Source organism: Thiohalorhabdus denitrificans, assembly GCF_001399755.1.
In the GTDB taxonomy this organism is placed as follows: Bacteria; Pseudomonadota; Gammaproteobacteria; order Thiohalorhabdales; family Thiohalorhabdaceae; genus Thiohalorhabdus; species Thiohalorhabdus denitrificans.
Map to the genome: position 1 here is coordinate 90,052 of NZ_LJCP01000009.1, position 23,811 is coordinate 113,862.

The following is a 23,811-nucleotide window of genomic DNA, read 5'->3' on the forward strand; positions in this document are numbered from 1 at the left end:
ATTTTCGGCTATTAACCCTTTCGTCACTGGGGTTGTTCCGCAGCTCCTCTCTGGCCCTTTCGCGGGGGTTTCGGCTCCGCCACGGCGGGGCGTGGGGTTCGTCCCGGCCGGTAAGGTGGCGATGGAAGGGTCCAGGCCATGAAGGTGCTCCACCGCTACGTGGGGCTGGAGGTGGTGGGGCGGGCCGTCCTGATCCTCGCCCTGGTGACCTTCCTGATGTTGCTGGCCAAGGGCCTGGATTTCCTGAAGGACATGGCCCAGGGGGAGCTCCCCGGAGAGGCCATCCTGGCCCTGCTGGGGCTGGCGGTGCCCAAGATCCTGAGCCTGGCCCTGCCGCTGGCCCTCTTCTTCGGTCTCCTGACCACCATCTCCCGGTTGTGTATGGACAGCGAGATGGACGCCCTGGGTGCGGCGGGGGTGGGTCTGTACAACCTGCTGCCCCTCGTGGTGGTCATCGCCCTGGTCGGCGCCGTGCTGGAATCGGCGTTGACCCTGTGGGCCGAGCCGGCCGGGGAGGCCCGTCTGGAGCGGGCCACCGCCGAGTTCCAGCGTCAGGCCCTGACCAGCCTGGTGCGGCCCGCGGAGTTCAATGAGTTCCCCGGGGGCCGCGTGCTCTACTTCGATCACCGTGGGCAGGACGGCCACATGCGGCCGGTGTTCTTCCACGACGGCGATGCCGAGCCCGCCGCCACGATCACGGCCAAGCGGGGAGAGCTCCGCTATCAGGAGGACGGCCGGGTGGAGGCCGTCTTCCGCGACGGGCTGCGCTTCCAGGCCAGTCTTGCGGGGGAGGGCTACGGCCGGGTCATGCATTTCGAGCGCTACCGGGTGCGCAAGTCGCTGGCCGAGGTGGAGACCGGGGACCTGGACCGGGAGGCCATGCCGACCCCGGCGCTGCTCACCGCCTCCCGGGAGGGAGAGGACGCCATCCCCAACCGCACCGAACTGTTCCGGCGCCTGGCGCTTCCGCTCAGCCTGCCCATTCTCCTGCTGCTGGCCCTGCCCCTTGGGGTGGAGAACCGCCGGCAGGGACGCTCCTTCGGCGTGCTCTGGGGAGCCATGCTGGTGCTCGCCTACCACAACGGCCTGATCGTCGTTGAGGAGTGGGCGGGCCGGGGCGAGGTGCCGCCCCACTGGCTGCTCTGGGCTATGCCGGTGCCGGCCCTCCTCCTGGCGCTCCACATGCTTCGGCAGCGGGTCCATTCCCGTCCGCTGCTGCCCTCGCCGGGCGGGCTGCTGCCCGGGCGTCGGCGGGCCGGGAAGGACGCCCCATGAAGACCGTAGACCGCTTCCTCCTGGTCGGTTTCTTCGGCCGCACCGGGCTGATGCTGTTCCTTCTCACGGGCATCTATCTGCTCTCGGAGACCCTGAACTACAGCGGCAAGCTGGGCGAGGGCGGGTTCGGGGTGGTGGAGCTACTCGTCTACCTGGCCATGCGGGTGCCGGGGATCCTGGTGGAGATGGCCCCCTTCGGGGTGCTCCTGGGGACGCTGGTACTGCTCAGCGAGCTGGCGCGCAACGCCGAGCTCACCGCCCTCCGGGCCGGTGGCATGAGCCTGCCCCGGGTGGCCCGCCCCCTGCTGCTGGGGGGTGCGGTGGTGGCGGCGGTGACCTTCGTGCTGAACGACAGCGTGGCGGGTCAGCTTACCTACATGGCCGACCGCTACGTGGACGAGCAGGTGAAGGGCTCCCGGCAGGGGCGTTGGCTCCCCGGGGGTGGGGTCTGGTTCCAGGACGGCCGCTGGGTGGTCTCCGCCTCCCGGGTGGCCCGGTCCGGGCAGGAGCTGCGCCGGGTGCGGATCTTCCAGCGCGACGAGGGCGGCATGCTCGAGACCATGGTGGAGGCCCGGACCATGGTGCACGAGGACGGCGGCTGGCGGCTGCACCAGGCCCGGGGCGTCTCCACGGAGGAGCTCGCCCCGAGGCTGCAAGAGGCGGGGGTGATGCCCTTCCGCATCCAGCCCTCGGTGCTTGCCGATCTCGGCAAGACCCCGGAGCGCATGCCGTTCACGGACCTCTGGGCCTACGTGGGCGATCTGAGGGATCAGGGCCAGCCGGTGCGGGGGCTCGCCTTCAGCCTGTGGCAGAAGATCACCATGCCCCTGGCCGCTTTGGTTATGGTGCTGGTGGCCACCCCCTTCGTGACCGTGAACACGCGGGGCGGCGGCCGGGTGGGCCGGCTGCTGGCGGGCATCGCCCTGGGGTTCGCCTTCCACGCCAGCAACGTGCTCACCGGCCAGCTCAGCGCGGCCGGTGCCCTGCCCGCCGTGGTGGCGGCCTGGCTGCCGGTGGCCGTCTTCGGCCTGGCCGGCGGGGTGCTGCTCTATCGGGCGCGCTGAGCGTCCTTGGGCAGGCGCTGCAGGCGGGTTCCCGAGAGGCGGCCGTGCCAGGTGCGGCCCTGCGGGTCCGCCAGGGACCACAGGACTCCCAGCCCGGCGGCCAGCCAGGAGGGCAGGGCAGCCAGGAAGCGCACCAGGGCGCGGTCCGGGGGCACGGGCTCTCCGTCCTCGGTTACTATGCGGATCTTCCAGGCCCGCATCCCGATGGTCTGGCCGCCCCGGGTCCAGGAGAGCAGGAAGTAGCCCAGAGGCAGAAGGACCCAGGTAGTGAGCAGCAGCGCCCGGCCGGCGGGTCCGGGGCCGCGCAGCTCCTCGGTGGTTCCCCCCATGAGCAGGGTGAACAGGATGCCGGCCCCGAGGATCAGGCCGAGGCAGATGAGGGCGTCGTACAGGGCGGCCCCCAGGCGGCGCAGCAGGGACACGCGGGAGTCGAGGCTGGGCGCGGTGGGCATGGCTCCTCCGGTTCGGCCGGGTTTCCGTATCAGGGGCATTGAGTCTACCATCCGCTCATGGGTACGAAGAGCGACGACATGGACGGGTTCGCCGAGCAGGTGGAGACGGCCATCACGGAGCTGCCGCCGGAATTCCGGGGGGCGGTGGAGAACGTGGCCATCCTGGTGGAGGAGGAGGCCGACCCGGAAACCAGCCGGGAGATGGAGCTCGGCCATCCGCTGGAACTGCTGGGCCTGTACCGCGGGCTGCCCCTGCCGGAGCGGGGCAGCCACTACGCCGGCGCCGAGCCCGACCAGGTCTTCCTCTATCGGCGGGCCATCCTGTTGTATTCGCGGGATCACGGGCTGGAGGTGGCCGACTGCGTGCGCAACACCCTGATCCACGAGCTCGGCCACTACCTGGGCTACGACGACGACGATCTGCACCGCATCGAATACGGCGAGCCCCCGGAAGGGGGCCCGGATTGAGGCGCAAGGCAAATCCCGGTCCGGCCCGCTCGTAGGAGCCCGCTTCAGCGGGCGCACCCCAAAGCAGCCAGCGCGCGACCGATATGCGTACCGCTCGCTGACGCGAGCTCCTGCAGGTTCTGCACGGGCAATCCGTATCCCAAAAAGGAGGGGCCTCCCCGCCCATGAAGCTGCGGCGCATCAAGCTATCGGGCTTCAAGTCCTTCGTGGACCCCACCACCATCCCCCTGCCGTCCCACATCACCTCCGTGGTGGGGCCCAACGGCTGCGGGAAATCCAACATCGTCGACGCCGTGCGCTGGGTCCTTGGCGAAGGCTCCGCCAAGCACCTGCGCGGCGGCCACATGACCGATTTCATCTTCAACGGCTCCGACAACCGGGCCCCGGTGAGCCGGGCCGTGGCGGAGCTGGTCTTCGATAACCGCGAGGGGGTCCTGGGTGGGCCCTACGCCGCCTACGACGAGATCAGCGTCAAGCGGGCGGTGGACCGGGACGGCAACTCCGAGTACTACCTCAACGGCAGCCGCTGCCGGCGCAAGGACATCACCGACCTGTTCCTGGGCACGGGCCTGGGGCCGCGGGCCTACGCCATCATCGAGCAGGGCATGATCTCCCGCACCGTGGAGGCCCGTCCCGAGGAGCGCCGCTTCATGCTCGAGGAGGCCGCCGGCGTTACCCGCTACAAGGAGCGCCGCAAGGAGACCGTGCGGCGCATCGAGCAGACCCGCGAGAACCTGGACCGCGTGGAGGACCTGCGCGGCGAGCTGGCCGACCGCCTGGAGAAGCTCGGCGAGCAGGCCGAGGTGGCCAAGCGGTACAAGGCCCTGAAGCAGGAGCAGCGCGAGGTGGACCACCAGCTCCTGGGCGCCCGCTACCGGGACCAGCAGCGGGCCCTGGAGACCAAGCAGGGCGAGGTGCGCCACCTGGAAACCCAGCTGGAGGAAGCCCGCAGCCGGGTTACCGAGGCCGAAGCCGAGGCGGAGCGCCAGCGGGTGGCCTATGAGGAGGCCAACGAGGCGGTGAACGAGGCCCAGGGCCGCTACTACGCCCGCGAGTCGGAGATCGCCGCCCTGGAGCGGGAGCAGGACCACGCCCGCCAGGAGCGCCAGCGCCTGGAGGAGGAGCGCGACGCCGCCGGCGGGGAGATCGCTGAGCTGGAGGAGCGCCTCGCCGAGCACCGCACGCGCATCGAGGAATCGGCCGGAGAGCAGGAGGGGCTCAACGAGGAGGTGGAGCGCCTGACCGAGCGCCACGAGCAGGCCGCCGAGACCCTGGAGGCGGCCCGGGAGCGCCTGCGCGCCGCGGAGGAGGCCGAACAGCAGGCCCGCGAGGCGGTCCAGGGCCCCGCCCAGGAGGCGCGCCTCCAGGAGGAGCGGGTCCAGCAGGCGGAGCGGCGCCTGGAGGCCATCGGCGAGCGCAAGGCCACCCGGGAGGGGGAGCGGGACGAGCTGGAGCGCCAGGCGGGAGAGGTGGACACGGAGAGCGCGGAGACCGAGCGCGCGAGAGCCGAGGAGCGGCGTGACGGCCTCCGCGAGGCGCTGGAGGCCGTCGAGACGGCCCTGCGGGACCGGGAGCGGGAGCGCGACGATGCCGCCGAGGCGGTCAGCGAGCGGCGCCACGAACGCGAGCGGACCGCCGCGCAGCTGGAGTCCCTCCGGGCCCTGGAGCGCCGCGGCGAGGACCTGGATGCCGCGTCCCGGGAGCTGCTGGAGCGCGTGGACCACGACCGGGAGCGGCTGCTCGGCGGCCGCCTGCGAGTGGAGCCGGGCTGGGAGACCGCCGTGGAGGAGGTCCTGGCCGAGCGCCTGAACGCCTTGGTGGCGCAGGGCGCGGAATGGGAGGAGCTCCTGGACTGGATGCGGGAGCGGGAGGGCGGCCGGTTCCCGGCGGTGCGACCCACGGCGGAGGGGGGCGGCGTCGAGGCCGCCGGAACCCTGCTGGACCGGGTGGAATGCGAGGCCGGCCTGCGTCCGGTGGTGGCGGACTGGCTGGCCGGTGTGCACGCCGCCGAGGACCTGGATTCGGCTCTGGCGCGATCCGGGGACCTGCCCCCGGGGGCCTACTTCGTCACCCCCGCCGGCGATCGGGTGGGGCGCGACTGGGTGGTGGTCCACCGCGGCGAGCGCGACGCCAGCACTTCCTGGCTGCAGCGTCGCCGGGAGATCGAGGGCCTGGAGGAGCGCCTGGCAACCGAGGAGGCCCGGGTCACCGAGGCGGAGGAGGGCCTGGAGGCGGCGAAGGGGGCCCACGAGGAGACCCGCGAGCGCCTGGAGGCGGCGCGCGCCGAGCTGGAGCAGGCGGAGGAGGCCGTCCGCGAGGCCCGAGAGGTGGAGAGCCGCCAGCGGGCCGAGGCTGACCGCCTTGCCGAGCGGCGCACGCACCTGAACGAGGAGCTGGCCCAGCTCGCCGAGGAGGCGGAGAGCGAGCGGCTGGCCCGGGAGGAGGCCACCGAGGCCGCCGCCACCGCCCGCGAGCAGGAGCGGGAACTGGGTGGCAACCTGGAGGAGGTGCAGCGGCAGCGCAACGAGGCCCAGGCCGCCGCGGCCGAGGCCGAGACCCGGGAGCGGGAGGCCCGCGAGGAACTGGGCCAGGTCCGCTCCCGCCTGCAGAGCCTGGAGGCGGCGCGCGCCGAGGCGGAGCGCCACACCCAGTGGGCCACCGAGGAGCTGGACAAGCGGCGTCGGCGCCTTGAGGAGCTGGAGGAACGCCTGGCGGAGCGCGGCGCGCCCGCCGAGGAGGTGCAGGAGCGCCTGGAGGCGGCCCTCGAGGCGCGCGCCGAGGCGGAGCGGGAGCTAGCCGAGCGGCGGAAGGTGGCCGAGGAGGCGCAGGGGGCCCTGAGCCGCGCCCAGGAGGCCCGCACCGAGGCGGAGGCCGAGGTGGAGCGGCGGCGCAACGCCCTGGAGGAGGAGCGCCAGAACCTCAACAAGGTCGAGGTGCGCCTGGAGGAGGCCGAGGCCCGCATCCAGGAGGCGGGCACCACGCCGCGGGACTGCCTGGCCGCGCTGGCGGACGACGCCGACGCCAAGGCCCTGGAGCGGCGCCGCGGCGAGCTGCAGAAGGCCATCGACGCCCTGGGCACGGTCAACCTGGCCGCCATCGAGGAGCACGAGGAGGTGGAGCAGCGCAAGGCCCACCTGGACGAGCAGGCCGCCGACCTGGAGGAGGCCCTGCAGACCCTGGAGAGCGCCATCCAGCGCATCGACGCGGAGACGCGGAACCGCTTCCGGGAGACCTTCGAGGCCGTGGACGCCAACTTCCGCACCCTGTTCCCCCGCCTGTTCGGGGGCGGGCGCGCCTACCTGGCCATGACCGACGAGGATCCCCTGGAGACCGGCGTGGACGTCATGGCCCAGCCCCCGGGCAAGAAGGTGGCCTCCATCAACCTGCTCTCCGGCGGCGAGAAGGCCCTGACGGCGGTGGCCCTCACCTTCGCCATGTTCCAGCTGAACCCGGCGCCCTTCTGCGTCCTCGACGAGGTGGACGCCCCGCTCGACGACGCCAATGTGGGCCGCTACGGCGACCTGCTGCGGGAGATGTCGGAGACCACCCAGTTCATCGTCATCTCCCACAACAAGATCACCATGCAGGCCTCCGACCAGCTGGTGGGCATCACCATGGCCGAGCCGGGCGTGAGCCGCATGGTGTCCGTGTCGGTGGAGGAGGGCGCGGAGCTGGCCCAGGCCTGACGCCCCGGGCCAGGAGGCTGGAAAAGGTCCGGGTAGGAGCTCGCTTCAGCGGGCGATTGGGCAAGCGGGCACCGGTGCTCCGGAAGGAATCGCCCGCTAAAGCGGGCTCCTACAAGTGCGCTCCTTTGGCCCGTTTTCTACTGCGTGAGCTGGGCGTAGAGCTGCGGCAGCCGGCGGGGCAGCTCCTCCGGCGTGCGGATCACCACGAACCCCTGGCTGCCGAACAGGTGGGGCAGGTAGTCCTCGGCGTCGCGGTCGATGGTCACGCAGAAGGGCTGCAGGCCCGCCTCCCGCGCTTCCCGCACCGCCATCCGGGTGTCCTCCACCCCGTAGCGGGCCTCGTACTGGTCCATGTCGTTGGGCTTGCCGTCGGTGAGCAGCAGCAACAAACGCTGCTCGGCGCTGCGCTTCCCCAGCAGGTGCGTGGCCTGCCGCAGGGCCGTGCCCATGCGCGTGTAGAACCCCGGCTTGATGGCGGCCAGCCGGCCGCGCACCCCCTCCCCGTACCGCTCCCCGAACTCCTTCAGGACGTGGAAGCGCACGTGCTCGCGCTTGCGCGACGAGAACCCGTACAGGGCGAAGGCATCGCCGGTGGCGGCCAGGGACTCGGCGAAGAGGAACAGGCTGTCGCGGATGACGTCGATGACCCGGGCCTCGCTGTTCACCCAGGTATCGGTGGACAGGGAGAGGTCGGCGAGCAGCAGACAGGCCAGCCGCCGGTCGCCGCCGCGCAGGTCCTGATACAGGGCGGGCTCGCCGCTGGCCTGTCCGGCTGCGCGTTCGGCGGCGAAACGCTCGTAGGCGTCGAGGTCGATCTCCGTGCCGTCGGGCTGGGCCTTGCGCCAGGTGCGCACGGGGTTCAGCTGCTGGAACTGGGCCCGCAGCCGTCGGGCGGTCCGGTGCAGGTGGTGGGGCAACGGGGTGGGCTCGGCCTCCAGCGCCACCATGGGCTGCAGCCGGCAGTGATCGGGCCGGTGGGTCCCCCGCCGGTAGTCCCATTCCGGCAGGAGGATGCCCGAGCCCAGGGGGGTGTCGTCGTTGGCCGCGCTCGGCAGATCGAGGTCGAAGCGCAGCCGAGAGGCGGAGCGGCGGTTGTCCCGGGCCAGGGAGAGCAGATCCAGGTCGTCGGCCGCCGACGCGGCGTTGTCCAGGTCCTCGTCCTCCTCGGTGGGGCGGTCCACGTTCAGGTACTCGGACCAGCTCAGGATGCTGTCGAAGGGGAACAGGAGCAGCCCGCTGTTCCGCTCGGGCATGGCCACCTGCTGGCCCCGGCGCCGCCGGCGGTCCTCCAGGGCCCGGGTCTCGCCCTCGCCCTCCGGGTCCGCCGGCTCGCCGTCGTCCCCCGCGGGCGCCCGCGGCTCGTCCCAGCGGGGCGGGTGCGGGTGCAGCCAGAGGGCCACGGGGTAGGGCGGGCGCCGGGCGGCGGGGAGGGCCAAGGGCTGGCGTGGGTCGATCAGGGCCTCCCGGACGGCCCGCTCGGCGGCCGCCTCGTCCGCGGGTAGGCGCTTTGGGTCGGGGCGCAGCGGCAGGTAGGCCTCCGCCAGGCGGGCGTAGCGCGCCCGCATCCCGGGCAGGCGCGCCAGCGCCCGGGCGGTCAGCCAGGGTCCGCGCTCCCAGCCCGACGGCCCCTCCGCCGTGCGGTCCAGCGCCGCCAGGGCGGCGACCCACAGGTACAGGTCGCGGTTGCGCTCCGCGTCGGGGAAGAGGTCGATGCGTTCCGGCAGGCGCAGCGCCTCGGCGTCCGCCCAGGCGCGCTCCACCCGGCGGTGGCTGCCCGCGATCCGCTGCAGGAGACTGCGCCGGGCGCCATGGGGCTCGGCCCCGGCGGCCTCGATGGACAGGCCGGGGTCCCCGCCCAGGGCGCGGAAGAGCAGGCCGAGGCGGGGGCGGAGCCCGTCCAGGGTGACCGCCGCCTCCGGGTAGGCGGTCCGTGCGGCGCCGCTGATCAGGCGGTCCCAGACCTTGCCGACTTCCTCTTCGGGATCCATGGGCTTCCTCAGTCTTCGTAGACGATGCGCGGGCCCTCGGCGGTCCGGTCCGCGCGGAAGCAGTCCGGGGGTACCTCGGGGCGGTGGCCGAAGTCGTGGGCGGAGACGTCCAGGGCGCATTCCCCGTCCACCCAGCGCAGCAGGGATCCCTCCGGATTGTTCGCCTGGACGGTCTCGCAGGCAGTGATGCACTGGGCGCATTGGGTGCAGGCGAACATGTGGCGTTTGATGGTGCGGGGCTTCAGCCGCATGGGGCAGGCGTTGTCGCAGGCGGCGTTGCACGAGGCGCAGTCCGCTGCCCGCGCGCGGTCGAAGCCCACCACCATGGCCCGGCGGTTGGCCAGCCACACCAGGCTCTGGAACAGGCCCACCGCGCAGCCGTAGCGGCAGAAGAAGTGGCGCGCGGCGAGGAAATCGATCAGGAACAGGGTGGTGGCCACCCCGATAAAGAGGGCCTGGTTCCGGGTGAGCTCCGCGGTGACCAGGTTGCCGTAGACCGTGGCCGGGGGCAGCAGGTAGGTGAGCAGCACCACGGCCCACAGCAGGGCGAAGCCGGCGGCGGCCAGCAGGGTCACGGGCCACAATCGGCGGTCGCTCCGGCGCAGGCCGCCGTCGGCCCGGCGCGCGGGCAGGGGCTTGGGCTCCCAGAGGGAGGGCCGGCCGATGCTGCGCTCCATGAGGCCGTTGACGGTCTCCACCACCGAGAAGTGCGGGCACAGCCAGCCGCAGTACAGGCGGCCCCACCGCCAAGCCACGAGCAGGAACAGGGCGGCCCCGCCGAACACCGGGAGGAAGAACCGCCAGAACAGGTTCCAGCCCGCCTCCAGGGCGCTCGCCTCGCCCGCCACGAAGGGGCCCAGCCCGAGGGTCCAGTCCTGGCCGAACAGGATGGCGTGGCCCAGGGTCAGGTCGATGCGGAAGAGGTCCAGTGGCGGGGCCAGTACGAACAGGGCGAAGAAGCCCAGCCGCGTCAGCCGCCTGCGGTCCTGTAGCGCGCCCATCGGGTTCCTCCCATACGGGGTCCAGATCTGGACCCAAGCATAATCCCGACCGTTCGGGTCGGGCGTTGACCGCGGTCAACGCCCGGTCGCGTCACTTCTCCCCGCAGCGCGGACCGATGAGGGGATAACGGAAGGGTTGGCCGGCCATGGCGCGGGTCAGGCCGATGACCCCGAACAGGATGAACATGGAGTGCACGCAGGTGATGTACAGGATCAGGAGCACCCAGGTGGCGGGCCGGTCGAAGCCGCCGACCCCGACGATGAGCAGGGCCGCCGCCCCGATCAGGATCCCCGCCCAGATGCTTGCCGCCACCGCCTGGCGCAGGTGGCAGGCAGCGAGGGGGGAGGCCGTGGGCCCTCGGGTGAGGAACAGCCACAGCAGGAGGCCGAAGCCGAGGACCGGGGCCGGCAGGAGGTTGACCAGGTAGAGGGCCTCGGCCCAGACGGCCAGGCGGCGGTCGCCGGGGGCGGAACGGTCAGTCGCCGAGGACTGCATGCACCACCTCCATCAGGCCATCCAGGGTCTCGGTGTCGTCGCTTAGGGGCTCCACCAGCGCGTTCTCGCAGGCGGCCACCGGGTCGAAGCCGTCGCGGATCAGGGTGGCGGCGTGGACCACCAGGCGGGTTGAGGCGGCCTCCTCGATGTCGTGGTCCTCCAGGCGGCGCATGCGGTTGGCCAGTTCCACCAGCTGGTCGGCCCTCTCGGCGTCCAGGCCGGTCTCGGTGACCACGATGTCGCGCTCGGCGGCGGGCTCGGGGAAGTTGAAGCGCAGCCCCACGAACCGCTGGCGGGTGCTGGTCTTCATGCCCTTCAGCAGGTTCTGGTAGCCGGGATTGTAGGACACCACCAGCATGAACTCCGGAGGGGCCTGCAGGGTCTCGCCGGTGCGGTCGATGGGCAGGATGCGGCGGTCGTCGGAGAGGGGGTGGAGGACCACGGTGGTGTCCTTGCGGGCCTCCACGACCTCGTCCAGGTAGCAGATCCCGCCCTCGCGGACTGCGCGGGTCAGGGGGCCGTCCGACCAGTAGGTGGCACCGTCGCCGATCAGGTGGCGGCCCACTAGGTCGGCCGCGGACAGATCGTCGTGGCAGGCCACGGTGTACAGGGGCCGTCCCAGCTCCGCGGCCATGTGCTCCACGAAACGGGTCTTGCCGCAGCCCGTGGGTCCCTTGATGAGCACCGGGAGCTGGTTGCGGTGGGCGTGCCGGAACACCTCCGTCTCCCGCCCCTGGGGGCGGTAGAAGGGGGTGTCCGGGGTGGCAGCGGCGAAGGCTTGCGTAGCCATTGGGATCCTCCGGGATCGGGTCAGCTTCCGGCCAGTAGGAAGGCGGTGGCGATCAGCCCGCCCACGGCCGCCAGCCAGGCGCCGAGCACCAGGCGCCAGAGCGGCCGCACGCGGGCGAGCTCCATGTAGCGCCAGGCGATCAGGCGCCCCTTGAGCAGGGCGATCCCCAGGGCGCCGAAGATCAGGACCGGGCCCTCGACACCGAACTCGCCGATGGCGTAGGTGGCCCCGGTTAGGGCCAGCAGGAGCAGCCAGGTGGCGGTGGCGGCGGGCTCCGGGACGGTGGAACGGGCGAATCGGTTCATGGCGCTACCGCATCACGTAGACGAGGGGGAACAGGATCAGCCACACCAGATCCACCATGTGCCAGTAGGCGGCCCCCGTCTCCACGCCCGTGTGCTCGGCGGCGGTGTAGGCCCCGGCGCGGGCCTTGGCGGCCACCGCCGCCAGGATCACCATGCCCATGATCACGTGCATGAAGTGGAAGCCGGTCAGCGACAGGTAGAACATGTAGAAGGTGTTGGTGGAAAGTCGGATGCCTTCCCCGTAGTGGTGGACCAGCTCGGCGCCCTTCACCAGCAGGAAGGCCCCGCCTGTGGCCAGCGCCGCCAGCAGCCAGCGCTGGCAGGCGGCGGCGCCGCCGCGGCGGATGGCGCCGACCGCCCGCACCGCGAAGTAGCTTCCGGTGAGCAGCAGAGCGGTGTTGATCAGCCCGCCCGTGCGGTCGAGGTTCGCCTGGTACTGGTTGAACAGCGCCGGGTTGCCCGCGCGGGCGAAGGCGTAGGCGGCGAAGAAGACCCCGAATACCAACAGCTCGGCCAGGATGAACACCCACATGGCCAGGTCGCCGGGCGGGTAACGGCGCAGGCCGGCGGCCACGGGTTGCGGATCGGTGCGCATGGGCGCTTTCCCTGTGGGATCCACCGCGGAGCCGCAGGGACCCCGGCGGGGTCCGGCCACGGGGTGGGCCGAAATCGCCGCTCGGGGGGGAAGGGCGGACCGTTGCGGCCTCGCCGGGGTCCCTGCGGCTTCGCGGTGGATCCGTCCTAAGAAGGGCCCGGAGGGGCACGGGCCCCTCCAGGCGTCGCGGCGGTCTCAGCCGGCCGCCTGGGCGGCCGCCTTCTCGGTGACCGGCTCGCCCTTGGCGAAGAAGCTCGCCAGGTAGACGATGAGGCCGGTCAGGAACACCAGGCCGGTGAGCACCCGGGCCCAGTAGAACAGGGCTACCTCCTCCTGGACCTGCATGAACGGCATGGGGTCGGCCCCGTAGCGCTGCAGCCACACCTGCAGGATGCCGGCCGCGGTCAGGAACAGGACGATGAAGAACATGGACACGGTCATCAGCCAGAAGGACCACATCTCCATCACCTGGGCGCGGTTGCTGGCCGCGGACCCCTGGCCGCGCAGGTGCGGCATGGCGTAGGAGATCATGGTCAGCACCACCAGCACGTAGGCGCCGTAGAAGGCCAGGTGGCCGTGGGCGGCGGTGATCTGGGTGCCGTGGGTGTAGTAGTTCACCGGGGCCAGGGTGTGCATGAAGCCCCACACCCCCGCGCCCAGGAAGGCCATCACGGCGGTGCCCAGCGCCCACAGGGTGGCGGCCTGGTTGGGGTGGTCCCGGCGGCGCCGGTTCACGATGTTGAAGGCGAACACCACCATCATGAAGAAGGGGATCGGCTCCAGTGCGGAGAAGATGGAGCCCCACCACTGCCAGTACTCGGGGGCGCCGATCCAGTAGTAGTGGTGGCCGGTGCCGAGGATGCCGGTGATCAAGGTCACCGCGATGATCACGTACAGCCACTTCTCGACCACCTCGCGGTCCACGCCGGTGAGCTTGATCAGAACGAAGGCCAGGATGGAAGCCATGATCAGCTCCCAGACGCCCTCCACCCAGAGGTGCACCACCCACCACCAGTAGTACTTGTCCAGCGCCAGGTTGTCGGGGTTGTAGAAGGCGAACAGGAACAACCCGGCGAGCCCGATCAGGCCGATCAGCAGCACCGAGGACACCACCGTCTTGCGGCCCTTAAGGACGGTCATGCCGATGTTGTAGAGGAAGCCCAGGGCCACCACGACGATACCGATCTTGGTGATGGTGGGCTGCTCCAGGTACAGGCGGCCCATGGTCGGCCAGTACTCGTTGCCGGTGATCTTGGCCAGGGTGCTGTAGGTCATGGTCAGGTAGCCCACCACCGTCAGCAGCACCGCCACCAGGAAGATCCAGAACAGGGCGATGGCCAGCTTGGGGCTGTGCAGCTCGGTCTCCGACTCCTCGGGGACGAGGTAGTAGGAGGCCCCCATGAAGCCCAGAAGCAGCCACACGATCAACGAGTTGGTGTGGACCATCTTGGCGGTGTCGAAGGGGATCGCCGGGAAGAGGAAATCCCCGACCACGTACTGGGTGCCCATGATCAGCCCGAACAGGATCTGGACCACGAACAGCCCCAGGGCGGCGATGAAGTACGGCTTGGCGACGGATTGCGAGGCGTATTGCATGGTTGGCGCTCCTACCCTTCCACGTTCGGCGGCCAGCCGGCGGTGTCCATCTCGTCGGCCCATTTCAGGAAGGCCACCAGGGCGTCCAGCTCCTCTTCCGTGAGGTCGAAGTTGGGCATCTGCCGGCGTCCGGGCGCGCCGGTGGGCTGGGCCTTGATCCAGCTCTTGATGAACTCCGGACCGCGCCGGGTGTAGACGTTGCCCAGCTCCGGGGCGAAGAAGGAACCCTCGCCGTGGAGGGTGTGGCAGCCGGTGCAGTTGTTTTCCTCCCACACCTCCTTGCCGTGCGCCACCTGCTCGGTCAGGTTCTCGGTGTTGGTCCGCTCCGGGAAGGTTCCGTGGGTGTCGAAGGTCAGGGCCAGGAACAGCAGGATGAAGAACAGGCTCCCCCCGTAGAAGATGTTCCGGGCCATGGATTTGGTGAAGGCCTCGCTCATGTTGGATACCTCCCGGTGTCCGGCGGCGGGAAGCCCCGCGGGAATTCGGATTGCCGCGGCATGGATGCGCCCTCCTTGGGATAGGGTTTTCCAGTATCCTGCGTGCACCTTTATGGGCGATCCATGATCCTGATCAATTCAATCAACTTTCCGGCGGCACGGACCGGGGAGGCTGATGGAGAAGGGGATTCCGGGGGCCGTACGGGGGTCAGGTAAGGAGGCGGATGGTCAGCGGGTAGCGGAAGGGTTGGTGGCGGTGGGCGCGCAGGGCGGCGTAGAGCACCAGGATGGTATCGAGGAAGAACAGGCCCAGGATGACGGGGTAGGCCACCGACGGGCTGGCCATGGCCAGGGCGGCCAGGGCGTAGAGGGTTATGCTGATCTGGAAGTTCACCGCCTCGCGGCCCTCCCGGTCCACCTCGGGAGCCACACCGCGGCGTCCCAGCCAGGCGAACAGGGTACCGAGGAGGTTGCCGAGGGGAACGAAAAGGCCGGCGAAGGCGGCGAGGTGCACCAGGGCGGCCCATTTGCCCACGTCCGCCCGGGGGTCCGATGGGGTCTGCGACTCCATGGCCGCAGGGTCCAGGGGCCGTGGTTCCTCCGGATGTGCCGGCCCCTCTTCCGGCTCGGGGTGTAGCTCACCGGAATAGTCCTGTTCCAGGATGGAGTGGGCGCGGGCCGCGTGGGCCTCGGGGACCTGGACCTTGATCCCGCCGAGGGCCACGCCGTAGAGCCAGTCCGTCTGGATCAGATGGTCGTCGGCGATCTCGGCTGGAATGCCCTCCGCTTCGAGGCGCCCCTTGGCGATATGGGCGAGGGCCTGGTTATCGAAGGTGGCAATGGTGATCACGTGGAGCACTCCCGGCAGGGCCATGGGTAAGCGGATCGCGGTTATGCGGGCCGCGGGGGAGGGCCGCCCCGCCGTTAGCTATGGACTCCGGACGCGGGCGGGCGTTCGCCGGTGGCTGGCGCGGGTCGGCGGCGAGGGCGGAGGTGGGTAGCCAGGTCTGGCCCCTGGGCCTCAGCCTGGCCGTCTTCGGCCTGGCTACCTTGGTGATAGCCGTGGTCGGCGTGCGCCTGGCGAGCCTCGCCGACCGCTTGGCGGACCGCACCGGCCTCGGCGAGGCCTTCGTCGGGGCGGTGTTCCTCGGGGCCAGCACCTCCTTGCCGGGGATTATCGCATCGGTAACCGCGGCGGCAAACGGCTACCCCTCCCTGGCCATGTCCAACGCCCTCGGCGGCATCGCCGTCCAGACCGCCTTCCTGGCCGTCGCCGACCTGGCCTACCGGCGGGCCAATCTGGAGCACGCCGCCGCCTCCCTCCCCAACATGATGTGGGGCATACTGCTGGTCATCCTCCTCGGCGGCCTGCTGGTGGCCGTACTGGGCCCGGAGGCGAGCATCCTGGGCGTGCATCCCGTCAGCCCCGTCCTGCTGGTGGCCTATGGATACGGCGCCCATCTGGTGGCCGAGAGCCGGGAGGAGCCCATGTGGCACCCCCGCCAGACCGCCGCTACCCGCACCGATCAGCCCAACGCGGAAAACCTGGAGCGCGGTTCCCTGGTCGGCCTGTGGGCCGCCTTTTTGGCGGCCGCCTTGGTGGTCTCCGTGGCCGGCTGGGGGGTGACCCGCGCCGGAGAGTCCCTGTCGGAGCTGACGGGCATCAGTCAGAGCGTGGTGGGGGCCCTGATGGTGGCGGTGGCCACCAGCCTGCCGGAGCTGGTGACCTCGGTGGCGGCGGTGCGGCGAGGCGCCCTCACCCTGGCGGTGGGGGGCGTGCTGGGGGGCAACGCCTTTGATACCCTCTTCGCGGCCGTCGCGGACATGGCCTACCGCGAAGGCTCCATCTACCACGCCATGGGGCCCCGTGAGCCGGCCCTGGCCGCCCTGACCGTGCTCATGGCCGGGGTGCTGGTGCTCGGGCTGCTGCGCCGCGAGCGCCAGGGCCCGGGGCGGATCGGCTTCGAGAGCGTGGTGGTGCTGTCCCTGTACCTGCTGGGGGCCCTGATACTGGGCGCCGGGGCCTAGCCCGGCTCCGGCCGGCCCCCATCACCTTTCCCCGTCCGCCACAGGAAGGATCCCATGGAAAAGCCGTACTCCCAGGCCTGCGAAAACAACAAGGACCCGATTCTGGAGGTGCTTGCGGAGGTCTTCCGGGAGGCGGGGCCCATCCTGGAGATCGGCAGCGGTACCGGCCAGCACGCGGTGCACTTCGGGCGCCACCTGCCCCACCTCACTTGGCAGCCCACCGACGTTGCGGACAACCTGCCGGGGATCCGGGCCTGGCTGGCGGAGGCGGGCCCGCCCAACGTGCGCGCGCCCCTGGTGCTCGATCTGGACGCGGAGCCGTGGCCGGTGGGGGAGGCGGATGGGGTGTTCTCCGCCAACACCGTCCACATCGTGAGCTGGCCGCAGGTGGAGCAAATGTTCGCGGGGGTTGCGGGGATTCTCGGGGAGGGGGCCGCCTTCTGCCTGTACGGCCCCTTTGCCTACGGCGGCGAGCACACCAGCGACAGTAACGCTCGCTTCGACGCCATGCTCCGCCAGCGGGACCCGGCGAGCGGCATCCGGGACCTGCGGGACCTGGAAACCCTGGGCCGGCGGGTGGGGCTGCGTCTGGAGGCGGATTACGCCATGCCGGCCAACAACCGGACCCTGGTGTGGCGGCGGGTCTAGTGCCCGTTGCGGGAATGCCCAGCCAAGGTAAACGCCCGGGAGGCGGGGCAAGGTTGGAGGGCGACTGAAGGGATGCCCGCAGGGCAGGGAACCCTTGGAGCCCGGAAGCCTTGCCCCGCCTCCCGGACTACCACCGGAATTGTTGACAGGAATTCCCGGGACGGGGCCCCGGCTACCAGTTGTAGCCGAGGGACATGGACAGCTCGATGATGCCGTTGTCCTCGCGGATCTCCGTGCCGGCCTTGCCGATGTACTTCAGCTCCAGGGCAAAGGCGGTGTTCTGCGCGTCGCCGTTGATGATGCCCATGCCCACCTGCCAGAAGGTCTCCTGGACGCTGTCCGTCTCGCCGGCGGCGGTGTCCCCCTCGGCGGTCAGGCGTCCGCCGCCCGCCAGGAAGTAGGGCACCTCGTTGCGGTCGTTGGCGGGCATGCCGTAGTAGAGGTCCACCCCCACGCGGTCGAGCACCAGCTCGTCGGTGAAGGATCGGTCATCGGCGGCCACCGGGGAGGAGACGTCCAGGGTGCTGTGCATCCAGTTGACGCCGAGACCGAGGCGGTTGCTCTCGGGGGAGCCGCCGAAGTACTTGATGGTGGCGCCGTAGGACCAATCCTGGTCGGGCAGCTCGTTGCGCTGGCCGAGCCAGAAGTCGTAGCCCGCCACGGCGGCGGTGTGGAGGATGGAGCCGCCGCCTCCCCGCCGATCCTGCGCCCAAGCGTCCGGGGTCAGCGGGAGGGACAGGCACAGGGCCGCCATGGCGAGGGCCGGAAGCCGGAACCGGATCGCCCGCGTCATCGGTCCCGTCGCCAATGGGCCAGGACGTATTTGTCTTCGCTCGGGTACTTGATGTCCAGATCCCCCTTGTGCGCCCGATGGATGGCGTCGGCGATGCCGCGCGCCAGATGCTCATAGGTGGTCCGGATTATAACGGAACCGTCATCCTCTTTTCGAATCTCCATGATCCGTTCGAGAGGGCGCCGGGCGACCTCGCGCTTCTCCACGTTCTCGATGAGGTTCCGGATGTCCTCCCAGTGCTCCTGGAGGAAGTCCCCCTCCAGGGTGATCATGCCCCCCGTGTAATCCTCCTTGATCCGGGAGCAGGCCGGGCAGGTCATGAGCTCGGCCTCTTCCGGCGGGTTCTTCATCCACTGGAAGATGCCGCCGTCGAACACCACGCCGCACTCCCGGCAGACGGCGGGCTGGCTGTACTTGGCCCGCATGAAATAGGGGTCGTTGCGGTGCTCCTGGATCATCTTGTCCAGACGGGAATGGTTCTTGCCGGTGTCTCCGTTCATGCCGTTGCCTCCTTGGCGGTTCGGGCCTGGATCACGGAAAGCCCCGTTCACCCTACCCCAGCCGGAGGAAGGGGGGCAGTCGGGTCGCACCCCATGGCCCCCTCGGCAAAAAAAACCCGGAGCCGGGCCCCGGGTCTGTCGGCGGTGAGGAGAGGGGCTACATGCCTACCACCTCCTGACGGGTCAGCGTAACCTCCTCCGGAGAGGCCCGGCGGACCTTGTGCCAGTTCTGCGGGAACTCCAGCCGGTAGTGCTGCGGATAGTCGTAGGGTTGCACCCCCGCCTGCTCGAGGGCCTCGATGAGATCGTCGGCCTCGCCGTCCATCAGCTCGGCGTGGCTCTTGAGCTCGCTCAGCAGGAGGCTGGCCTCCTCGGGGTGCACGGCGATCTGGACCTGCTCCCGATCCTGGTTGGCGATACGCATGGCTCAGTCCTCCACGCTCGGCTGCTTCGGTGCCTGCTCGTCGAAGGCGTGCGGAGGCTGGCGGAAGTTGTCGCGCATGCCGAACTTTGCTTCCCGCAGCAGGTAGCCCAGATCGAGGATGGAGCGCGACATCTTCGCCGCCTTGCCCATCACCGGGTCCGCCAGGTCTTCGACCTCGTTTTTATCAAAGGTGAGGATGTAGTCACCGTGTCCTTCGCTGGAGTGCTGCACGTCCATTGGTTACCCCCATCGGGTACGTGTATGGATCTCGGACAACCTACTTATTTGATCCGTACCCGACGCTGGAGGTTCAATCGCCGCGTTTCAAGGACAGGGTTCCGGGGAGGGTCCGGCTAGCGGCGCTGGTCGGCGGGGACGTGGCTCTTCAGCTCGGCCAGCATGGGCCGATGGACACGGGGGGACGCGGCGAGGATGTTGCCGCTGGTGAAGAAGTCGTCGCCGCCCTCGAAGTCCGTTACGATGCCCCCCGCCTCGCGGACGATCAGGGCGCCCGCCGCCATGTCCCAGGGGTTGAGCTTGAACTCCCAGAAGCCGTCGTAGCGCCCGCAGGCGGTGTAGGCTAGGTCCAGGGCCGCCGAGCCCCAGCGCCGGATGCCGCTGGTGTGGCGGACATAGGCGCGGAAGGTGTCCAGGTAGGCCTCCATGAGCTCCGGATACTTGAAGGGGAAGCCGGTGGCCAGCACGGTGCCGTCCAGCCCCTTGCGCTCGGGCATGCGGATGCGGCGCTCGTTCAGCTGGGCGCCCGCGCCCCGGGAGGCCACGAACAGGTCGTTCTTCACCGGGTCGTAGATGACGGCCTGGTCCAGCTTGCCGTCCTCCTCCAGGGCGATGGACACCGCGAAGTGCGGCAGGCCCTGGAGGAAGTTGGTGGTGCCGTCCAGTGGGTCGATGATCCAGCGGTAGCGGGAGCCCTCCCGGTGGACGCCTCCCTCCTCGCCGACGATGGCGTGGTCGGGGTAGGCCTTGTGGAGGGCGTTGACGATGGTCTCCTCCGCGGCCCGGTCCACCTGGGTGACGAAATCGTGGGGACCCTTGGTGTCGACGGTCAGCTCGTCGAGGCGGTCAAAAGCGCGCACGATCAGGTCCCCGGCGGAGCGGGCGGCGCGGACGGCGGTAGTCAGCATGGGATGCATGGGAGTCCCCTCGGCTGCGGAACGGGCGGCTAACGGTAACCTCCCCTCATCCCGCCATGCAACGCGCGGCGGGGGGAATGCGGGGAAGCGTAAGAGGATAGCAGGATGTGCTTGGACAAGGTGGCCATCGTCTTGGTGGAGCCCAGCCACCCGGGCAACATCGGCGCCGCGGCGCGGGCCATGAAGAACATGGGACTGGGTGACCTGCGCCTGGTACGCCCGGCGCGCTTCCCCGACGCCGAGGCCACGGCCCGCGCCTCGGGGGCCGACGACCTGCTGGCCGCCGCCTCCGTCCACCAGGATCTGGGGGCGGCCCTGGAGGATGTCGGTTGGGTGGCGGGGACCACCGCCCGTGGGAGGGAGCTCAGCATCCCCGTGCGCACCGCGCGCGCGGCCATGGACGAGCTCCTGGGTCAGGCGCGGGCCGGTCGGCGTGGGGCGTTGGTTTTCGGGCGGGAGCGCAGCGGGCTGACCAACGCCGAGCTGGACCGCTGCGACCGCCTGGTCCACATCCCCACGTCCGGGGAATACAGCAGCCTGAACCTCGCCCAGGCGGTCCAGATCCTGGCCTACGAGGCCCGGCTGGCAGCGAACGCCGAGGGCGAAGCGGTGTCCGACCCGGAGCACCTGCCCGCCGGCGGGGAGGTGCTTGCGGGCCTGTTCGAGCACCTGGAGCGGGTGGTCCGGGACGTGGGCTTCGTCAATCCCCAGAGCCCCAAGCGCACGGACCGGCGCATGCGTCGCCTCCTGCTGCGCGCCCGGCCCACGGAGACGGAGGTCCATTTCTTCCGCGGTTTCCTGAGCGCCATCGAGAAGCGGATCCACGGCCACCGGCCCCGGAAGAAGGCGGGGTTTTCTTCCGAGGAAAACGGTCGGGATTCTTGACACGCTTACTTGGTCTTAGTAAAAAACCCCAATAACCGAGCAGGTATTAACGGCGACCATGGTTCAGTCCCTTTCCCGGGTCCTCCGGGAGCACACCGATATCGTCTTCGAGCGAGATCCGGCCGCCCGGACCCGGTGGGAGGTACTCACCACCTATCCCGGCGTGCACGCGGTGCTGATGTACCGGCTGGCCCATCGGCTGTGGTGCCGGCGGTGGCGCTGGCTGGCGCGGGTCCTGTCCCATGTCGCCCGCTTCCTGACCGGCATCGAGATCCATCCGGGGGCCGAGATCGGCCGTCGCTTCTTCATAGACCACGGCATGGGCGTGGTGATCGGCGAGACCGCCAAGGTGGGCGACGACGTCACGCTCTACCACGGCGTCACCCTGGGCGGCACCACCTGGAAGCGGGAGCGGCGCCATCCCACCCTCGGCGATCAGGTGGTGGTGGGGGCGGGCGCCAAGATCCTCGGGCCCATCGAGGTGGGCAGCTGCAGCCGCATCGGCTCCAACGCCGTGGTCATCAAGGACGTGCCGGAGAACGCCGTGGTGGTGGGAGTGCCCGGGCGGGTGGTGAACAAGGAGGGCGCCCGCACCAGCGAGGGCTTTGACCCCTACGGGCAGAAGGAGCACATGCCGGACCCGGTGGCCAAGGCCGTGGAGTGCATCTCCGAGCATGTCCACGCCGTGGAGCGCCGGCTGGAGTCCCTGGAGCACGATCATCGCGCCGCCGTGCCCGCGGACAGCGAGGGCTGGAGCTGTCCCTTGGGCGAGGGGGACGAAAATGCGGGGGGCGAGGCGGGCGAGCCGGCCTCGGCAACGGACACCGCCCGGGAGCAGGAGGACCGCTAGCCGGGCGGCCAACAAGGCGCAACAGCCTGTAAGGAGTGGATTGTGCGACTGACGACCAAGGGGCGTTACGCGGTAACGGCCATGGTGGACTTGGCCCTGCACGGCCAGGACGGCCCCGTGGCCCTCGCCGACATCGCCGAACGGCAGATGATCTCCCTGTCCTACCTGGAGCAGCTGTTCGGCCGCCTGCGCCGTACCGGCCTGGTGGAGAGTGTCCGGGGCCCCGGCGGCGGCTACCTGCTCGCCCGGCCCATGAACGAGACCACCGTCTCCGACATCATCCTGGCCGTGGACGAGCCCATCTCCGCCACCCAGTGCGGCGGCAACGAGGGCAAGATGTGCAAGGGCAACGAGCACTGCCTGACCCACTGGCTGTGGATGCGGCTGGGGGATCACATCTACGACTTCCTGGTGGCCGTGACCCTCGACCAGCTGGTGGAGGAGAATAAGGGGCGCACCAGCGTGGTGGAGGGGCCTGCCGGGACCCACATCAAGGCCCAGGCGCGGAGCTGAGTTGGGCGCCTACCTCGACCATAACGCCACCACCCCGCCCGACCCCGCCGTCCGGGAGGTGGTGGCCGACGGCCTTGCCGCGGGGTGGGGCAACCCCTCCTCCGTGCACGCTTGGGGCCGTCGGGCCCGCTCGCGCCTGGAGGAGGCCCGCGAGCGGGTGGCGGCGCTGGCGGGCTGCGCCCCCCGGGAGGTGACCTTCACCGGCGGGGCCACCGAGGCCAACAACGCGGTACTCAAGGGTTTCGCCGCGCGGGATCGCGGTGCCCGGACCCTGCTCGTGGGGGCCACTGAACACCCCTCCGTGCTGGAAACCGCCCGCTACCTCCGGGAGCAGGGCCAGCCGGTGGCCGAGGTCCCGGCGGACGGGGATGGCCGCATTACGCCCGAGGCCCTGCGGGACAGCCTGGAAGCGAACCAGCCGGTGGGCCTGGTCTCGGTGATGTGGGCCAACAACGAGACCGGTACCCTCCAGCCCATCCCCGAGCTGGCGGCGGCGTGCGCGGAGCACGGCGTACCCCTGCACACGGACGCCGTCCAGGCCGCCGGCAAGGCGCCGCTGGACTTCGCCGGCTCCGGGGCCGCCGCCATGAGCCTTTCGGCGCACAAGATCGGCGGCCCGCCCGGCGTGGGCGCCCTGGTACGGGATGCCCGCCGGCTGCCCCTCGATCCCCTCCTGCACGGCGGGGGACACGAGCGGGAGCGCCGCGCCGGCACCGAGAACCTGGCGGGGATCGCCGGTTTCGGCAAGGCCGCCGAACTCGCCCGGGAGCGGCTGGCGGGCTTCCCGGAGCACGCCCGGGGCCTGCGGGACCGCCTGGAGGCGGGCCTGCGCGAGTCCGGCGTCGCCGTGGAGGTGGTATCGGAAGCGGCGGAACGCCTGCCCAACACCAGCTGTCTTCTCTTGCCGGGGGTGGAGGCGGAGACCCTGCTCATGAACATGGACCTGGCGGGGTTCGCCGTCTCCAGCGGCTCCGCCTGCGCCAGCGGCAGCCTGAAGCCCTCGCCGGTGCTGCTGGCCATGGGCATCCCGCCGGAGCGGGCGCGCAGCTCGCTCCGGGTAAGCTGCGGCTGGACCACCAGCCAAGCCGAGTTGGAGGAGTTTCTGGAGGTCCTGGTGCCCCTGGTGCGGCGCCTCCAGGAGCGGACGACCCATCCCGCCTGAGGGCGGATGGCGAGCGGAGCTTGACCTAGCGGGGCGCAAGCCCCAAATCCTGATAGGCAGGGGGCCGCTTCCGGCCCCCGCGAGCCATGCAACCCAATTGGACGGAGGAGCTCCATGACCGCGTCCCTGACGATTACCGAGCGCGCCGCCGACCAGATCCAGAACCAGCTCGCCAAGCGCGGCAGCGGGATCGGGATCCGGGTCGGCGTCCGCAAGAGCGGCTGCTCCGGCTATATGTACAATCTGGAATACGTGGACGAGCCCAAGGCGGAGGATCTGCTCTACGAGGCCCACGGCGCCAAGGTCTTCGTGGATCCGGAGGTGGTATCCCTGATCGAGGGCACCGAGATGGACTACGTGAACGAGGGCCTGCAGGCCATGTTCCGCTTCAACAACCCCAACGTGACCGCCGAGTGCGGCTGCGGGGAGAGCTTCAGCGTCGGCTGAGGGCCCGGGGTCCGTCCTCGTCGGGAAAGGAGCGCGCCATGAAATGGACCGACACCCAGGATATCGCCGTGGAGCTGGCGGAGACCCAGCCCGATGTGGATCCCCAGTACATCACCTACGAGGAGCTTCGCGACCTGGTCACTCAGCTGGAGGGGTTCGACGACGATCCCAACCGGGTGGACGACCAGGAGCTCCAGGCCATCCAGCTCTCCTGGATCGACGAGGCGGCGCAGAACGAGCAGTGAGGAGGCGAT

27 protein-coding genes are annotated in these 23,811 nt (G+C 70.5%); 12 read left to right on the forward strand and 15 right to left on the reverse strand.

Going from position 1 to position 23,811, the window contains the following annotated elements:
• Positions 1-138: 138 nt before the first annotated feature.
• Entirely contained in the window at positions 139-1,275 is a 1,137-nt protein-coding gene (gene lptF, locus AN478_RS06565) for an LPS export ABC transporter permease LptF (protein WP_054965821.1), read from the forward strand.
• The gene (lptG, locus tag AN478_RS06570; protein ID WP_054965822.1) at positions 1,272-2,339 is read left to right on the forward strand and encodes an LPS export ABC transporter permease LptG; all 1,068 of its coding nucleotides are present in this window, start codon (positions 1,272-1,274) and stop codon (positions 2,337-2,339) included. The genes lptF and lptG overlap by 4 nt, the downstream gene beginning before the upstream one ends.
• On the opposite strand, the gene AN478_RS06575 is transcribed toward lptG, so the two are convergent.
• On the reverse strand, positions 2,324-2,791 hold the full coding sequence (locus tag AN478_RS06575; RefSeq protein WP_054965823.1) for an RDD family protein: 468 nt from the start codon (positions 2,789-2,791) through the stop codon (positions 2,324-2,326). The two genes, lptG and AN478_RS06575, sit on opposite strands and share 16 nt — an antisense overlap.
• Positions 2,792-2,848: 57 nt before the next feature.
• Here AN478_RS06575 and AN478_RS06580 point away from each other — a divergent pair, with 57 nt between their 5' ends.
• Positions 2,849-3,259 (forward strand): metallopeptidase family protein, encoded by a 411-nt coding sequence (locus AN478_RS06580; RefSeq protein ID WP_082432915.1) that lies wholly within the window; start codon positions 2,849-2,851, stop codon positions 3,257-3,259.
• A gap of 164 nt (positions 3,260-3,423) precedes the next feature.
• Positions 3,424-6,945, forward strand: a complete 3,522-nt coding sequence (gene smc / locus AN478_RS06585; protein ID WP_054965825.1) for a chromosome segregation protein SMC — start codon at positions 3,424-3,426, stop codon at positions 6,943-6,945.
• 137 nt (positions 6,946-7,082) lie between these two features.
• Here the strand turns inward: smc and AN478_RS06590 are convergent, their stop codons facing one another.
• The 9 genes from AN478_RS06590 to AN478_RS06630 form a co-directional block, all read right to left on the reverse strand.
• Positions 7,083-8,933: a nitric oxide reductase activation protein NorD gene (locus AN478_RS06590; RefSeq protein ID WP_054965826.1), complete on the reverse strand. Its 1,851-nt coding sequence runs from the start codon at positions 8,931-8,933 to the stop codon at positions 7,083-7,085.
• Between the two features lie 8 nt (positions 8,934-8,941).
• A complete protein-coding gene (locus AN478_RS06595; protein ID WP_054965827.1) occupies positions 8,942-9,934 on the reverse strand; it encodes a 4Fe-4S binding protein in 993 nt (330 codons plus the stop codon).
• Between the two features lie 91 nt (positions 9,935-10,025).
• Positions 10,026-10,430, reverse strand: a complete 405-nt coding sequence (locus tag AN478_RS06600; RefSeq protein WP_054965828.1) for a hypothetical protein — start codon at positions 10,428-10,430, stop codon at positions 10,026-10,028.
• Positions 10,411-11,220 carry a CbbQ/NirQ/NorQ/GpvN family protein gene (locus tag AN478_RS06605; protein WP_054965829.1) on the reverse strand — a complete coding sequence of 270 codons (810 nt, stop codon included), beginning with the start codon at positions 11,218-11,220 and terminating at the stop codon, positions 10,411-10,413. Before AN478_RS06605 ends, AN478_RS06600 begins: the two co-directional genes overlap by 20 nt.
• A gap of 20 nt (positions 11,221-11,240) precedes the next feature.
• Entirely contained in the window at positions 11,241-11,525 is a 285-nt protein-coding gene (locus AN478_RS06610) for a cytochrome C oxidase subunit IV family protein (protein WP_054965830.1), read from the reverse strand.
• 4 nt (positions 11,526-11,529) lie between these two features.
• Complete coding sequence (locus AN478_RS06615) at positions 11,530-12,120, reverse strand: cytochrome c oxidase subunit 3 (protein WP_054965831.1); 591 nt, start codon at positions 12,118-12,120, stop codon at positions 11,530-11,532.
• 195 nt (positions 12,121-12,315) lie between these two features.
• The gene (locus AN478_RS06620) at positions 12,316-13,716 is read right to left on the reverse strand and encodes a cbb3-type cytochrome c oxidase subunit I (protein WP_054965832.1); all 1,401 of its coding nucleotides are present in this window, start codon (positions 13,714-13,716) and stop codon (positions 12,316-12,318) included.
• Positions 13,717-13,727: 11 nt separating this feature from the next.
• The gene (locus AN478_RS06625; RefSeq protein WP_054965833.1) at positions 13,728-14,153 is read right to left on the reverse strand and encodes a c-type cytochrome; all 426 of its coding nucleotides are present in this window, start codon (positions 14,151-14,153) and stop codon (positions 13,728-13,730) included.
• A gap of 208 nt (positions 14,154-14,361) precedes the next feature.
• Complete coding sequence (locus AN478_RS06630) at positions 14,362-15,027, reverse strand: DUF4870 domain-containing protein (RefSeq protein ID WP_054965834.1); 666 nt, start codon at positions 15,025-15,027, stop codon at positions 14,362-14,364.
• A gap of 119 nt (positions 15,028-15,146) precedes the next feature.
• Between AN478_RS06630 and AN478_RS06635 the strand changes: the two genes are divergently transcribed.
• A complete protein-coding gene (locus AN478_RS06635) occupies positions 15,147-16,181 on the forward strand; it encodes a sodium:calcium antiporter (RefSeq protein WP_054965835.1) in 1,035 nt (344 codons plus the stop codon).
• A gap of 54 nt (positions 16,182-16,235) precedes the next feature.
• Positions 16,236-16,829 (forward strand): DUF938 domain-containing protein, encoded by a 594-nt coding sequence (locus tag AN478_RS06640; protein WP_054965836.1) that lies wholly within the window; start codon positions 16,236-16,238, stop codon positions 16,827-16,829.
• Between the two features lie 172 nt (positions 16,830-17,001).
• Here the strand turns inward: AN478_RS06640 and AN478_RS06645 are convergent, their stop codons facing one another.
• From AN478_RS06645 to AN478_RS06665, 5 genes are all read right to left on the reverse strand, one after another.
• Positions 17,002-17,622 carry a hypothetical protein gene (locus AN478_RS06645; protein WP_054965837.1) on the reverse strand — a complete coding sequence of 207 codons (621 nt, stop codon included), beginning with the start codon at positions 17,620-17,622 and terminating at the stop codon, positions 17,002-17,004.
• Positions 17,619-18,122, reverse strand: coding sequence for a BCAM0308 family protein (locus AN478_RS06650; protein WP_054965838.1), 504 nt, complete (start codon positions 18,120-18,122; stop codon positions 17,619-17,621). Before AN478_RS06650 ends, AN478_RS06645 begins: the two co-directional genes overlap by 4 nt.
• Positions 18,123-18,279: 157 nt before the next feature.
• Positions 18,280-18,546, reverse strand: coding sequence for an SET domain-containing protein (locus tag AN478_RS06655; RefSeq protein ID WP_054965839.1), 267 nt, complete (start codon positions 18,544-18,546; stop codon positions 18,280-18,282).
• Between the two features lie 3 nt (positions 18,547-18,549).
• Entirely contained in the window at positions 18,550-18,777 is a 228-nt protein-coding gene (locus AN478_RS06660; RefSeq protein ID WP_143004179.1) for a hypothetical protein, read from the reverse strand.
• Positions 18,778-18,899: 122 nt separating this feature from the next.
• Complete coding sequence (locus tag AN478_RS06665; RefSeq protein ID WP_054965841.1) at positions 18,900-19,700, reverse strand: inositol monophosphatase family protein; 801 nt, start codon at positions 19,698-19,700, stop codon at positions 18,900-18,902.
• Positions 19,701-19,805: 105 nt separating this feature from the next.
• Here AN478_RS06665 and AN478_RS06670 point away from each other — a divergent pair, with 105 nt between their 5' ends.
• The 6 genes from AN478_RS06670 to iscX all read left to right on the forward strand — a co-directional run bounded on the left by AN478_RS06670 (position 19,806) and on the right by iscX (position 23,802).
• Complete coding sequence (locus AN478_RS06670) at positions 19,806-20,585, forward strand: RNA methyltransferase (protein WP_054965842.1); 780 nt, start codon at positions 19,806-19,808, stop codon at positions 20,583-20,585.
• Positions 20,586-20,643: 58 nt separating this feature from the next.
• The gene (gene cysE / locus AN478_RS06675) at positions 20,644-21,435 is read left to right on the forward strand and encodes a serine O-acetyltransferase (RefSeq protein ID WP_054965843.1); all 792 of its coding nucleotides are present in this window, start codon (positions 20,644-20,646) and stop codon (positions 21,433-21,435) included.
• Positions 21,436-21,477: 42 nt separating this feature from the next.
• Positions 21,478-21,948: an Rrf2 family transcriptional regulator gene (locus AN478_RS06680; protein WP_054965844.1), complete on the forward strand. Its 471-nt coding sequence runs from the start codon at positions 21,478-21,480 to the stop codon at positions 21,946-21,948.
• A 1-nt stretch (position 21,949) separates the two neighbouring features.
• Positions 21,950-23,110 carry a cysteine desulfurase family protein gene (locus AN478_RS06685; RefSeq protein ID WP_054965845.1) on the forward strand — a complete coding sequence of 387 codons (1,161 nt, stop codon included), beginning with the start codon at positions 21,950-21,952 and terminating at the stop codon, positions 23,108-23,110.
• Positions 23,111-23,224: 114 nt separating this feature from the next.
• Entirely contained in the window at positions 23,225-23,557 is a 333-nt protein-coding gene (gene sufA, locus AN478_RS06690; protein WP_054965846.1) for a Fe-S cluster assembly scaffold SufA, read from the forward strand.
• A 38-nt stretch (positions 23,558-23,595) separates the two neighbouring features.
• Positions 23,596-23,802, forward strand: a complete 207-nt coding sequence (iscX, locus tag AN478_RS06695; protein WP_054965847.1) for a Fe-S cluster assembly protein IscX — start codon at positions 23,596-23,598, stop codon at positions 23,800-23,802.
• The last annotated feature ends 9 nt before the right edge of the window (positions 23,803-23,811 follow it).

Coding starts and splice junctions, on each gene's coding strand:
- lptF (WP_054965821.1), top strand. CDS start 139: ATGAAGGTGCTCCACCGCTACGTGGGGCTGGAGGTGGTGGGGCGGGCC.
- lptG (WP_054965822.1), top strand. CDS start 1,272: ATGAAGACCGTAGACCGCTTCCTCCTGGTCGGTTTCTTCGGCCGCACC.
- AN478_RS06575 (WP_054965823.1), bottom strand. CDS start 2,791: ATGCCCACCGCGCCCAGCCTCGACTCCCGCGTGTCCCTGCTGCGCCGC.
- AN478_RS06580 (WP_082432915.1), top strand. CDS start 2,849: ATGGGTACGAAGAGCGACGACATGGACGGGTTCGCCGAGCAGGTGGAG.
- smc (WP_054965825.1), top strand. CDS start 3,424: ATGAAGCTGCGGCGCATCAAGCTATCGGGCTTCAAGTCCTTCGTGGAC.
- AN478_RS06590 (WP_054965826.1), bottom strand. CDS start 8,933: ATGGATCCCGAAGAGGAAGTCGGCAAGGTCTGGGACCGCCTGATCAGC.
- AN478_RS06595 (WP_054965827.1), bottom strand. CDS start 9,934: ATGGGCGCGCTACAGGACCGCAGGCGGCTGACGCGGCTGGGCTTCTTC.
- AN478_RS06600 (WP_054965828.1), bottom strand. CDS start 10,430: ATGCAGTCCTCGGCGACTGACCGTTCCGCCCCCGGCGACCGCCGCCTG.
- AN478_RS06605 (WP_054965829.1), bottom strand. CDS start 11,220: ATGGCTACGCAAGCCTTCGCCGCTGCCACCCCGGACACCCCCTTCTAC.
- AN478_RS06610 (WP_054965830.1), bottom strand. CDS start 11,525: ATGAACCGATTCGCCCGTTCCACCGTCCCGGAGCCCGCCGCCACCGCC.
- AN478_RS06615 (WP_054965831.1), bottom strand. CDS start 12,120: ATGCGCACCGATCCGCAACCCGTGGCCGCCGGCCTGCGCCGTTACCCG.
- AN478_RS06620 (WP_054965832.1), bottom strand. CDS start 13,716: ATGCAATACGCCTCGCAATCCGTCGCCAAGCCGTACTTCATCGCCGCC.
- AN478_RS06625 (WP_054965833.1), bottom strand. CDS start 14,153: ATGAGCGAGGCCTTCACCAAATCCATGGCCCGGAACATCTTCTACGGG.
- AN478_RS06630 (WP_054965834.1), bottom strand. CDS start 15,027: ATGGCCCTGCCGGGAGTGCTCCACGTGATCACCATTGCCACCTTCGAT.
- AN478_RS06640 (WP_054965836.1), top strand. CDS start 16,236: ATGGAAAAGCCGTACTCCCAGGCCTGCGAAAACAACAAGGACCCGATT.
- AN478_RS06645 (WP_054965837.1), bottom strand. CDS start 17,622: ATGACGCGGGCGATCCGGTTCCGGCTTCCGGCCCTCGCCATGGCGGCC.
- AN478_RS06650 (WP_054965838.1), bottom strand. CDS start 18,122: ATGAACGGAGACACCGGCAAGAACCATTCCCGTCTGGACAAGATGATC.
- AN478_RS06655 (WP_054965839.1), bottom strand. CDS start 18,546: ATGCGTATCGCCAACCAGGATCGGGAGCAGGTCCAGATCGCCGTGCAC.
- AN478_RS06665 (WP_054965841.1), bottom strand. CDS start 19,700: ATGCATCCCATGCTGACTACCGCCGTCCGCGCCGCCCGCTCCGCCGGG.
- AN478_RS06670 (WP_054965842.1), top strand. CDS start 19,806: ATGTGCTTGGACAAGGTGGCCATCGTCTTGGTGGAGCCCAGCCACCCG.
- cysE (WP_054965843.1), top strand. CDS start 20,644: ATGGTTCAGTCCCTTTCCCGGGTCCTCCGGGAGCACACCGATATCGTC.
- sufA (WP_054965846.1), top strand. CDS start 23,225: ATGACCGCGTCCCTGACGATTACCGAGCGCGCCGCCGACCAGATCCAG.
- iscX (WP_054965847.1), top strand. CDS start 23,596: ATGAAATGGACCGACACCCAGGATATCGCCGTGGAGCTGGCGGAGACC.